Raw genomic sequence first — 10,480 nt, 5'->3', positions numbered from 1 at the left:
GCGTGACGCAGCTGACCCCGGCCTCTCAGCCGGGGTCGACGCAGGCCCCCGCAGGTGGGACGCCGCAGCTCGGATGCCCGATGCTCGGATTCCCGCCGCTCAGATGCCCAGTTCGGAGGCGAGCTCGGCGGCCATCAGGTCACCGGCCTGCTGCTCCAGCTGCTCGTCGGTCAGCCCGTCGTGGTCGGTGTCGGTGCCGTCGACCGGCGCCGAGATGGGGCTGTCCATCCGGACGTGCGCCACCAGCGACTGCAGCGCGCGCAGCACGCTCGTCGCGGTCGAGCCCCAGGTGGCCAGGTACGAGTACTGCCACCACCACAGCGCCTCGGAGACCCGGCCCTCCCGGTAGTGGGCCATGCCATGGCGCAGCTCGGTGACCACCTCGGCCAGGTCGTCCGAGATCCGGCAGGGCAGCGGCTTGTCCGGCGGGCCGTACGGGTCGAAGACCTCGTGGTAGACGTCGATCGGCGCGAGCAGCTCCGCCAGCTGGCGGCGCAGCTCGTCGGCGTCCGCATCGGGGCCGGTGTCGGTCTCGTAGCGGTCGTCGGGCACGACGTCCTCGATGGCGCCCAGGCGGCCGCCGGTCAGCAGGACCTGGGAGACCTCGAGCAGCAGCAGGCTGATCGCGCTCCCCGGTTCGTCGCCCTTGGCGATCTCCGGTACGGAGAGCAGGAAGCTCTGCACCGAGTCCGCGATCTGCACGGCGAACTCGTCCGGCGTGCCGTCGCCGTGCACGCCGATGTGAGGCTGTCCGCTCACCGGGATCTCAACGGTGCGCGTGTCGGACGTGTCAGACATCGAGAAGTCGTCTCCCTTCGAAGGCCCGGCCGAGGGTGACCTCGTCGGCGTACTCCAGGTCTCCCCCGACGGGCAGGCCGCTGGCCAGGCGGGTGACCTTCAGGCCCATCGGCTTGAGCAGCCGGGCCAGGTAGGTGGCGGTGGCCTCACCCTCGAGGTTCGGGTCGGTCGCGAGGATCAGCTCGGTGACCGTTCCGTCCGCGAGCCGCTGCATCAGCTCGCGGATGCGCAGGTCGTCCGGGCCGACGCCCTCGATCGGGCTGATCGCCCCGCCGAGCACGTGGTAGCGGCCGCGGAACTCGCGGGTGCGCTCGACCGCGACGACGTCCTTCGGCTCCTCGACCACGCAGATCAGGCTCGGGTCGCGGCGCGGATCCTGGCAGACCCGGCACAGGTCGGCCTCGGAGACGTTGCCGCAGACGGTGCAGAAGCGGACCTTCTCCTTGACCTCCGTCAGGGCGTGCGCGAGCCGGCGCACGTCCGTCGGATCGGCCTGCAGGATGTGGAAGGCGATCCGCTGCGCGCTCTTGGGCCCGACGCCGGGCAGCCTGCCCAACTCGTCGATGAGGTCCTGGACCACGCCCTCGTACACGCTGCGTTACCTGTCTTTCTGGTGCTCGCGGTGGTTTCTACCTTTTCGCGCCCATCATCCTCCGGACGGGCGCGCAGTCACAGCTCCCCGACACACCCACTTACGCACGGGGAGCCGTCGAGGTTCCGGGTTCCGGGCGACTGTCGGATCAGAGCTGTCGGATCAGCGGTGCCGGATCCGAGGCGCCGGATCCGAGGCGCCGATCAGAAGGGGAGGCCGGGGATGCCGCCCCCGCCCAGGCCCTGGGCCAGTGGACCGAGGCGCTCGGCCGCCATCCGCTGCGCACCGGCCGTGGCGTCCCGGACCGCGGCAAGGACCAGGTCGGCCAGGGTCTCGGTGTCCTCCGGGTCGACCACCTTCGGGTCGATCACGAGTGCGCGCAGCTCACCTGCGCCGGTCACGGTGGCCCTGACCAGGCCGCCGCCGGAGCTGCCCTCGACCTCGGCGGCGGCGAGCTCCGCCTGCGCCTGGGCGAGCTGCTGCTGCATCTGCTGTGCCTGCTGGAGCAGGGCCTGCATATCGGGCTGGCCGCCGGGGAACATGGGCGCTCCTGTCCTGCCTGTCGTGGTGACTCTCGTCATGACGTGCCGGAGCGGGACCGCTCCTGGGTCGAGCCTACGTGCTGCGCGTGTCGGATCGCCGTCAGTTCACAGGCGGGTACGGCTTTCTGGATCCCGGCGACGGCTCGCCGACCACGCTCGGGTACGGCTCAGCGGTCGTGCTGGGTCTCCTCGATCACCGTGGCGCCCAGCTCGCGGATGATCAGATCGTGGCCGGAGACGGAGGTGGTGTCCTGCTCCGGGATGTCCTCCTCCGGATCGAAGGGGGGCGGCGGCATGTCGTCGTCGTCCGGATCCTCCGGGTAGCCGACCGGCGCGCTGGGGGCGCTGGGGGCACTCGGCCCGCTGGGACGCGGCGCGGGCGCGGACGGGACGGGGCTCGGAACCGGCGCGGGCGGCGCCGCCTGAGCGGGGGGCTGCTGGAACGGAGCCGGGGCGGGGGCCTGCTGACGCGGCGGCATCGCGGACGCACCGCCGCCACCGCCGAATCCTCCGCCACCGCCGAACCCGCCGCCTGCCCCACCGCCGCCGAAGCCGCCACCGGACCCACCGGCGGGCCGCTGCGGCGCGGAACCGGCGGGACCGATCAGGCACTCCACCTTCCACGAGACGCCGACGGCCTCCTGCAGCGCCTGCCGCAGGATCTCGTCGTGCCCGCCGTTGACGAATCCGTCACGCGTCCCGGCATGCTCGAACGCGAGCTGGAGCGCGCCGTCGTCGACGCCGGCGACCTGGGCCTGCTGCAGCAGCATCCAGGTGACCCGGCGACGGCCCTTCACCGCATCGAGCACCTGCGGCCAGAACTGGCGCACCTGTGCGGCGCTGATGCCTCCGGCATCCCCGGACGTCGGGGCCGCGGGCTGCGGGGCCGCGGACTGCGGAGCCGGTGCGGGCGCCGGTGTCGGCGTGGGCGTGGGAGCGGCAGGCGGGGCCGAGGCGGGACCGGAGGAGCCGAAGCTGGGCGAGACCGGCCAGGCGCCGGGCGTCCGCCCACCCGCGGGAGCGGGCGCCCCACCGGCGGCTGACGGCTGCGGGGCCGCGGGCTTCGGAGCGACCGGAGTCGGCATGGGCGCGGGCATGGGCGCGGGCGCCGACATCGGTGCCTGAACCACGGGCGCCTCTGCCGCGACCGGCGCGGCGGGCATCGCCCCGCCGACGACAGCACGCCGTTCCAGCTTCTCCAGGCGGGCCTGCCAGGACGTCTCGTCTGCGAACGCGGCGGGCAGCATCACCCGGGCGCAGATCAGCTCCACCTGGAGCCGGGGCGACGTCGCCCCGCGCATCTCCGTCAGCCCGGTGTTGACGATGTCCGCAGCGCGACTGAGCTCGGCGGAGCCGAAGCGGCGCGCCTGCTCCTCCATCACGGCGACCCGGTCGGCCGGCGCGTCGATCAGCCCCTTCTCACCTGCGTCGGGCACGGCGGCGAGGATCACCAGATCCCGGAGCCGCTCCAGCAGGTCGGCGACGAAGCGGCGCGGATCGTGGCCGCCCTCGATGACCCGGTCGACGATCCCGAACGCCGTCGCCCCGTCGTGCGCGGCGAAGGCGTCGACGATCTCGTCCAGCAGCGCCGCGTCGGTGTAGCCGAGCAGTGCGGTGGCCATGGCATACGTCACGCCGCCCTCGTCCGCCCCGGCGAGCAGCTGGTCCATGACGGACATCGAGTCACGCACGGACCCGGCGCCGGCCCGGACGACCAGCGGAAAGACGGACTCCTCGACCTGGATGCTCTCCCGGCCGCAGACGTCGGTCAGGTAGTCGCGCAGGACGCCGGGCGGCACCAGCCGGAAGGGGTAGTGGTGCGTGCGGGACCGGATCGTCCCGATGACCTTCTCGGGCTCTGTCGTGGCGAAGATGAACTTCAGATGCTCCGGCGGCTCCTCGACGACCTTCAGCAGGGCGTTGAAGCCGGCCGTCGAGACCATGTGGGCCTCGTCGATGATGTAGATCTTGTACCGGCTGGAGGCGGGCGCGAAGAACGCCTTCTCCCGCAGGTCACGCGTGTCGTCGACACCACCGTGCGAGGCGGCGTCGATCTCGATCACGTCGATCGACCCGGGCCCGCCACGGGCCAGGTCCTGGCACGAACGGCACTCGCCGCAGGGCGTCGGGGTGGGACCTTGCTCACAGTTCAGACACCTGGCGAGGATGCGCGCGCTCGTCGTCTTTCCGCACCCGCGCGGGCCACTGAACAGGTAGGCGTGGTTGACCCGGTTGTTCCGCAGCGCCTGCTGCAGCGGCCCGGTCACGTGCTCCTGCCCGATGACCTCGGCGAAGGTCTCGGGTCGATACCGGCGATAGAGAGCGAGCGACACGTCTTCGACCCTAACGGTCCCCACCGACAAATCGGTGCCCTACAACGCAAGGACCCCCCGTGCACCCGCCAGAGCTCACCTACCCTTGCTGCCTTCCGGCCCTGGGGGGGTTCAGCGAGATAGCGCCACACGAGGGGCTAGGCCCAACAGTACCGGATCCCGACCGGTGCCAGCACCGCCCCACCCCCTCCCCTCCCACCTGCGTCGACCGTGTGCACGAGCACCCCCAAACATCTAGTAAGCTCTCCCACGGAGGATTCGCCTAGAGGCCTAGGGCGCACGCTTGGAAAGCGTGTTGGGGGCAACCCCTCACGAGTTCGAATCTCGTATCCTCCGCACCCGCCCACCTGGGCAGATGAAGGCCCCGACCGCTATGCGGTCGGGGCCTTCATCGTTCGGCAGTTGCAGTTTTAGTTGCAGTTGCCGCGATCAGGCGGCGGGCGGCTCCTCGGGTGTCGGCCAGAGCAGGCCGCCGATCTTGTCGGCGGTGTCGGTGAGCACCCGGTTGGTGAGGTGCTGGTAGCGACGGCGCATCCGGGCGGACTTGCCGGGCTCCCATCCCATGATCGCGTCGACGATCGCGTCCGGGACGCCGAGGATCAGCAGGACGGTCGCGGCCGTGTGACGGGCGTCGTGGAGCCGCCCGGTGCGCAGGCCCGCCGCCTTGAGGAGGTCCTTCCACTCGTGGTGGTCGGTGTTCGGGTTGAGGGGCTCGCCGGTCGGCGAGGTGAAGACGTACCCCTTCTCCGTCCACAGGTCGGCAGCGAGCTGCCGGTCGCGCTCCTGGTCGCTCCGGTGCTGGAGGAGGAGGGCCAGCAGCGGGTCCGGGATGCCGATCGGCCGGCGTCCAGCGCGGGACTTGGTGTCCTTGGTCTCGCGGCGGATGTTGACCTTCTGCGGGCAGTAGCCGGGCTTGCGCCCGCAGGGGTGGCCCGCGCAGCCGTGCTGGTAGCGGGGCCGCAGCCGGTTGCGGTGGACCGTCAGGACGCGCAGCTCGAAGTCGACGTCCGTCCACTTGAGGCCGAGGACCTCGCCTTGCCGCAGGCCGAGCGCGAGCGAGATCACCCAACGGGCGGGGTGACGCTGCCTGTTGGCGAGGTCCAGGAGCCGCTGCACCTCCTCGACCGTGTAGGGCTCGACCTCTTCCTCCTCCAGTCGCGGGGCCTTGGCGATGGAGGCGGGGTTGACGGTGAGGTGGCCTCGGCGCACCGCCTCGTTCAGCGCGGTGCGGACGGTGCGGTGGACCTGGTGCGCGGTCCCGGCGGAGCTGCCACCGGCCTGCATCTTGCCGTAGAAGCGCTCCAGGTGCTCGGGCTCCAGCTTGGCGAGACGGTGCGACCCGAGGCCGGGGATGAGGTGGTGATAGACCGCGACGCGGTAGCCGTCGATGGTGTTCTCACCGACGTGCGGCGCGGCGATGTTCTCGACCCAGTGCGTCAACCAGGTCTTGACGGTCCAGGTCTGACCGGCCTTGCCGGCGGTGCCGGCATCGCGCTTCTTCTCCAGCTCGCGCACGGCCTTGGTGGCATCGGCGCGGCGCTTGCGCATGACGTGGCGACGGTCGGGCTTGCCGTCGTCCTTGACGCCGACGGTCACGTAACCGTGCCAGTAGCCGTCCTTGCCGAGGAAGATCGAGGAAGCGCCGTTGGGCTGGCGGGAGTTGGCCATGTCCGCCCCCTCAGGCCGCGAGGGCGGTGGTCGGGGCGACGGCCTGGGAGCGGGCCGCGATGTAGGCGTCGAGGGAGTCGACGGGTATGCGGCGCAGTCGGCCGATGCGGACCGAGTGGACCTCGCCGGAGGCGATCAGGGCATACATGGTGGTGCGGCCGACGCCGAGGCGGCGGGCGGCTTCCTCGACGGTGAGGGCGACCAGGGTGGTGTCCGGGGTGGGGGCGGAGCACTCCAGGACGGCGGCGCGGAGCTGGTGCTCGGGGATGCCGAGGGCGTCGGCTATGAGGGACAGGGCAGGCAGGGTGGACAAGGAGATGCCTTTCGGCGGTCACGGGGGCAACCGTTGACCGCTGGACTGTTCGGGATGGGCGGTGGGCTTGGTGGGTGTCCGCGCTGGTGGCCCTCGGTGTTCGTAGCACCGGGGGTCGGTCCGCGGATGGTGAACGTGCAGGCAGGCTACGGCGGTGGCAGCCGTTCACCTAGCGATTCTGAGCCGGACTTACAGGTCGGTGCCGGGCTCGCCGCGGAGCGGGTCCTCGGGCGAGTTCGGTGCCGGGTAGAAGACGAGCTCGGTGGGCTCCGTCTCGTCCTCGACGCCGAGGCGCGCGGCGATCTCGTCGTATCTGGCCTCGGCCTGGTCGAGTCTGGCCTTGGCGGCGTCGGCGAGATCCTGGGCGACCTGGTGCTCCTGCTCGGCCTTCTGGATGTCGAAGGCGGCTTCCTGGAGTTCCCAGTGTGGGTCGTTGGGGCCGGCCACGGCTTCGAGCATGAAGTTCGCGGCGGGGACGCTGAGGGCCTTGGCGAGACCGAGTGCCTCGTCGAAGCTGATGCCGCGGGTGCCGTTCTCGATCTTGGCGATCTGGGTCTGGTGCAGCTTGAAGCCGAGGCGGCGCATGCGCTCGGCCATGTCCTCCTGGGAGAGGCGCGCCGTCGTGCGCAGGACCTTCAGGTTGTGCGCGACCAGGGCCTCGCCCTCCGGCGGGGCCCAGCGCTGGGGCTTGCTGTCGTCCACTTCTTCTGCCTCCTCTCTCGGGCGGACAAGGGTCCACGAGACCCACAGTCGTAGACCATACCAGCATGGGATGCCCAACCTGCAAGCGCATACACATGAATGTGACGTAGATCACAATTGCCCTGGCCAGTGAATATGCTGGATTCGACTGGGGATATCATGCGGCGTGGGGTTGACAGCGGGCGTGCGTCCATGCATACTCATGCTACGAGAGCATCAGAATGCCAGTCGAGAGGAGGTTGAACGTGTAGGTGCCTGACCCGAGGAACGCGAAAACCCCCGGCGCTACGAACACCGGGGGCTGCTGGAAACCTCGCCACCGCCCATCCCAGGACAGTCGTCTGCGGCGGAACCGGGTTGCCCCCCGGAGCCGCCGAGTGAGGATCTCCATGACCGAGAGTACCGCCCCCGCCGCCCAGGCGGCCCCCCTTCCCCCCGCCACGCCGTCCCCAGCCTGTGGACAGGCCGACGCCGCCGCGCTCCTCGACGAGCTGCGCACAACCCTGGCCCGCTTCGTGGTCCTGCCCACCGAGCAGGCCCTGGACGCGACCGTGCTGTGGATCGCCGCGACCCACCTGCAGCCGGTATGGCAGCACGCCCCGCGCCTGGCCGTGGTCGGCCCCGCGAAGCGCTGCGGCAAATCCCGCCTGCTCGACCTGCTCACCGAGACGGTCCACAACCCCGTCATCACCGTGAACTCCACCGCGGCGGCGATCTTCCGCTCCATCTCGGACGAGCCGCCGACCCTGCTCGTCGACGAGGCCGACACCATCTTCGGCAGCCCCAAGGTCGCCGAGAAGAACGAGGAGATGCGCGGCCTGCTCAACGCAGGCCACCAGCGCGGCCGACCAGTCCTGCGGGTGGTCGGCAAGGAGCACGCCCCGCACTCCTTCGCCACCTTCGCCATGGCCGCGCTCGCCGGCATCGGCGACCTCCCCGACACGATCATGGACCGCTCGGTCGTGATCCGGATGCGCCGCCGGGCCCAGGGCGAGCACGTCAGCCCCTACCGCACCCGCCGCGACAGCCCCGCCCTCCACGCGCTGCGCGCCCGGATCGCACGCTGGACGGCCAAGGTCGCCGACCAGGCCCTGCACCTGGAACCGCACATGCCGGTCGAGGACCGGGCCGCCGACACCTGGGAGCCCCTGGTCATCGTCGCCGACCTCGCGGGCGGCACCTGGCCCGAGCGCGCCCGCGCCGCCTGCCAGCGGATGGTCGCCGCCGAGGCCCAGGCCGAGGAGGACAACCCGTCCAACGCGCGGATCCTCGCCGACATCCGCCGCGCCTTCGCCGCCGCCGGCGACCCGGAGAGCATGTCCACCGACGCGCTGCTCTACCGCCTCAACTCCGACCCCGAGGCCCCCTGGGCCGAGACCGGACGCGGCGGACTCAACCCGCGCGCCCTGGCCGGGATGCTGCGCGAATACGGCATCCGCTCCGGCAACGTCCGCATGCCCGACCAGACCCAGCTCAAGGGCTACCTCCGCAGCAAGTTCACCGACGCCTGGAAGCGCTACTGCCCCACCGTCCACCCACTCACCAGCGGTGACGCCAGCAGGGCCGCACAGCCCGACTGAGCCGTCGGGCCAGCCCCGCCAGCTTCACTCGCTAAATCCGGCCCCGGTTTAATCGCAAATCGCCGCGATTTTTACTGAGTGAAGCCGGCGGGGCAGCCCCTCATCCGAATCAGCCACACGCGTGCAGAAGCTGAACCGGAGCCCGCGCAGAGCCTGAACAACCCGCCGTTCAGCTTCTGCAACGGCCAGAGGAAGCCCAGGCGACATGCCCGTCTCGTGCCGTCCTTGCCGTCCCAGCCGTATAACCGCAGGTCAACGGCCATGTAGCCGAGACGGCACGGCGTCCCAAGACGGATAGCGATCCGTCCCGGCACGCCGACGAGGGCACAGCCCGCTCCCACCGCGGTCTGTCAGGCGCACCGTCATCGACTCGGTCCAGCGAGACCGGCAGGACGCCGAGGTGCGTCCCGGACGGCGCGAAGACGCCACGCCATGGCGCTGCCGTACCGGGCCTGACCTGCGACGTCAACGGCAAGACGGCCAAGACGGATCACCGCACACCACCACCAGACCTCACCCCCGAAGGGGACTCCCGCACCCATGCCCGACACCGCAACACCCACACCCCCGACCACGGCGACCGGCCGTCACCGCGCCACCTGGTGGGACCGGTGCGCCATCGTGCTCCTCGGCGTCGCCGGATGTGCTCTGTCCTACGACGCGCTGCGGCAGATGGCCACCGCCGTCCATGTCCGCCACACCCTCACGTACGTCTTCCCTGTGGTCATCGACGGCTTCATCGCCTACGGGGTGCGGGCGCTGCTGGTGCTGCGCGAGGCCCCGCTGCCCGCGCGGCTGTATGCGTGGGGGCTATTCATCGCGGCGACTGCCGCGAGCATCTGGGCCAACGGCCTGCACGCCCTGGACCTGAACCGGCCCGGCGCGGTCACCCTGCACCTGGGCGACGGCACCGTCACTGTGCTGTCCGCCATCGCGCCGCTCGCCCTGGCCGGCGCGACCCACCTGCACATCCTGATCACCCGCTACGGCGGCACCACCACCGAGCCCACCGTCGCGACACCGCTGCCCGCAACTGCCGCCGGGGTTCAGGACGGTACGCAACCTGCACCCGAGCAGGCCGCTGAGGTTCCGTACGCCGTCCCCGCAGCCGTGCCGTCAGCGATCCCGGCCCCGCCGCAGGCCCCCGAACCTGCTGAGCCCGCCGCCGCCGAGACCTCCTGCTCGCCCTCGGCCGACGCAACCGATCCCGAAGCCGAACACATCGGCGGCGATCCGGACGACGCCGCCGACGGCGACCGTGCCGAGGAGCACGACTGCGCAGGCCAGGACCCGCAAGGGGGTTTGGGACATCCGCCGATGCCGAGCACCGGCGGGCGCCCCGCGCTGGCCTCCATCGCGGAGCTGGCGGACGTCATCGGCGCCGCTCACCCGGGCGGTTCCGGACTGACCCGCGACAGCGCCCGCAAGGCCCTCATCGATGCCGGACTCGGCGCCGGCACCGAGCGCCTCGCCGAGGCGATCGGCCTGGTCCGGCAGGGCACCGAGTCCCGCCCGCGCCCCACCAGCTGACCCCAACTTGGGGGTAGCTGCCCGGACCCGAACCGGTTCCGGGCAGCGCCCTCTTCCTGGCCCACTACCGGAGAAGCCCGGCCGGACCAAGCCGCCGAATCCCCGCACACTCACCACCCACCAGCCCCGCCAGAACACCGACAGGAGCCCCCGCCCCTCGTGAGCCGCAACCCGTTCTCCCGCAAGACCCGCCCCATCGGAGCCGCGCAGGCCGATAGCCTCTTCACGGCACAACCGCCCACGCTCGACCGCGACATCAGCGGGGACGGCCTCCCCTCGACAGCGGAGCAAGCTGGGGCGAAGTCCACATCGCCTGGGGGCGTTGCGGACTTCGCGCTTGTGCCCGCCCTGGCGGGGGCGGGTACCGGCCCGGCCCACGGGGCCGGGACTGAGACGGAGGCGGGGGGGGGGGGGGAGCGCGG

The 10,480-nt window shown here is 71.5% G+C and carries 9 protein-coding genes, 1 tRNA gene and 1 other RNA gene; 3 read left to right on the top strand and 8 right to left on the bottom strand.

Features of this window, described 5'->3' with window-relative positions; translation table 11 throughout:
* Positions 1–99 precede the first annotated feature (99 nt).
* The 5 genes from TR49_RS18990 to ffs form a co-directional block, all read right to left on the bottom strand.
* Complete coding sequence (locus tag TR49_RS18990; RefSeq protein WP_084725025.1) at positions 100–798, bottom strand: DUF5063 domain-containing protein; 699 nt, start codon at positions 796–798, stop codon at positions 100–102.
* Positions 791–1,390, bottom strand: coding sequence for a recombination mediator RecR (gene recR / locus TR49_RS18985; RefSeq protein WP_042383110.1), 600 nt, complete (start codon positions 1,388–1,390; stop codon positions 791–793). Before recR ends, TR49_RS18990 begins: the two co-directional genes overlap by 8 nt.
* Before the next feature lie 203 nt (positions 1,391–1,593).
* Positions 1,594–1,932, bottom strand: coding sequence for a YbaB/EbfC family nucleoid-associated protein (locus TR49_RS18980; RefSeq protein ID WP_042383109.1), 339 nt, complete (start codon positions 1,930–1,932; stop codon positions 1,594–1,596).
* Positions 1,933–2,099: 167 nt separating this feature from the next.
* Positions 2,100–4,265 (bottom strand): DNA polymerase III subunit gamma and tau, encoded by a 2,166-nt coding sequence (locus TR49_RS18975; protein WP_042383108.1) that lies wholly within the window; start codon positions 4,263–4,265, stop codon positions 2,100–2,102.
* Between the two features lie 48 nt (positions 4,266–4,313).
* An RNA gene (ffs, locus tag TR49_RS40830) (signal recognition particle sRNA small type) lies at positions 4,314–4,404 on the bottom strand.
* A 112-nt stretch (positions 4,405–4,516) separates the two neighbouring features.
* Between ffs and TR49_RS18970 the strand changes: the two genes are divergently transcribed.
* Positions 4,517–4,601: transfer RNA gene (locus tag TR49_RS18970), tRNA-Ser, on the top strand.
* A gap of 93 nt (positions 4,602–4,694) precedes the next feature.
* Here TR49_RS18970 and TR49_RS18965 read toward each other — a convergent pair.
* The 3 genes from TR49_RS18965 to TR49_RS18955 all read right to left on the bottom strand — a co-directional run bounded on the left by TR49_RS18965 (position 4,695) and on the right by TR49_RS18955 (position 6,948).
* Positions 4,695–5,933, bottom strand: coding sequence for a tyrosine-type recombinase/integrase (locus TR49_RS18965; RefSeq protein WP_042383107.1), 1,239 nt, complete (start codon positions 5,931–5,933; stop codon positions 4,695–4,697).
* Positions 5,934–5,943: 10 nt separating this feature from the next.
* Positions 5,944–6,246, bottom strand: coding sequence for a helix-turn-helix domain-containing protein (locus TR49_RS18960; protein WP_369405325.1), 303 nt, complete (start codon positions 6,244–6,246; stop codon positions 5,944–5,946).
* A 189-nt stretch (positions 6,247–6,435) separates the two neighbouring features.
* Positions 6,436–6,948: a helix-turn-helix domain-containing protein gene (locus TR49_RS18955; RefSeq protein WP_042383105.1), complete on the bottom strand. Its 513-nt coding sequence runs from the start codon at positions 6,946–6,948 to the stop codon at positions 6,436–6,438.
* A 389-nt stretch (positions 6,949–7,337) separates the two neighbouring features.
* On the opposite strand from TR49_RS18955, the gene TR49_RS18950 reads away from it, so the two are divergent.
* Complete coding sequence (locus tag TR49_RS18950; protein ID WP_052434427.1) at positions 7,338–8,528, top strand: DUF3631 domain-containing protein; 1,191 nt, start codon at positions 7,338–7,340, stop codon at positions 8,526–8,528.
* A gap of 540 nt (positions 8,529–9,068) precedes the next feature.
* Positions 9,069–10,058 (top strand): DUF2637 domain-containing protein, encoded by a 990-nt coding sequence (locus TR49_RS45675; protein ID WP_236653429.1) that lies wholly within the window; start codon positions 9,069–9,071, stop codon positions 10,056–10,058.
* Positions 10,059–10,480: the final 422 nt, after the last annotated feature.

This window comes from Streptacidiphilus melanogenes, assembly GCF_000787835.1.
Lineage (GTDB): Bacteria > Actinomycetota > Actinomycetes > Streptomycetales > Streptomycetaceae > Streptacidiphilus > Streptacidiphilus melanogenes.
This window is presented reverse-complemented; position numbering and strand designations above follow the sequence as displayed.